Annotated in this window: 1 protein-coding gene; it reads right to left on the bottom strand. The window is 57.9% G+C overall.

Translation table 11 applies throughout. The features are described from left to right. Positions 1-181: 181 nt before the first annotated feature. A partial coding sequence (locus AC1DRJ_RS31675) for a hypothetical protein (RefSeq protein WP_477805567.1) occupies positions 182-593 on the bottom strand: 412 nt, incomplete at its 5' end.

The following is a 593-nucleotide window of genomic DNA, read 5'->3' as shown; positions in this document are numbered from 1 at the left end:
GCAAGTATTGGGCTTTAGGGAAACACGCCCCTTTACCCCGCTGCGCCGCCTCTATCCGCTTGCTGTTCGTCAGGCCAGCATTTTGCCTCGGGCTTCCTTCAGATTCGCGGTCACCCGCGACACCCTTGCCTCTGGCTAACACTTCCCCTTGCCGGGTGTGTAGAGGACTTTCACCTCCAAGTCACCAGCGAGGCCACCACAGCCAAGCTGGTTGCGCTTGCGCGCAACGCGCCATGCCTGGCGCACGTAACGAAAAACCGGCCAGCGCCCGGTCCAAACGGATATCGGCCAACCCCTGTCGGACGTTTTGCGCCAGAACCATGGGGACCCGACCTGTTTCACGCAGACGCAAGCGTTCGACACTACTGGTGGTATCCATAAACTCTTGCGCCAAACTGGCGGGCAGTTCGGGAAAGACGCTGCGTACTTTCTGCACATCGCTGACAGGACTCTGATCATATCGTTGATACAGGTACTTGARGACAGACCTGCGATCAGCTTTCACAGCTGCCGCGATTTTTTTTGCAAGCAAGCCGCTTTCCGTACCTTTGACAACGCCGCTCCCCAGCAACGCCTCGACTTCACGCTGATAC

The organism is Pseudomonas sp. P5_B2, assembly GCF_056400445.1.
The sequence above is the reverse complement of the archived record's forward strand: the minus strand, read 5'-3'. Positions and strand labels throughout refer to the sequence as shown.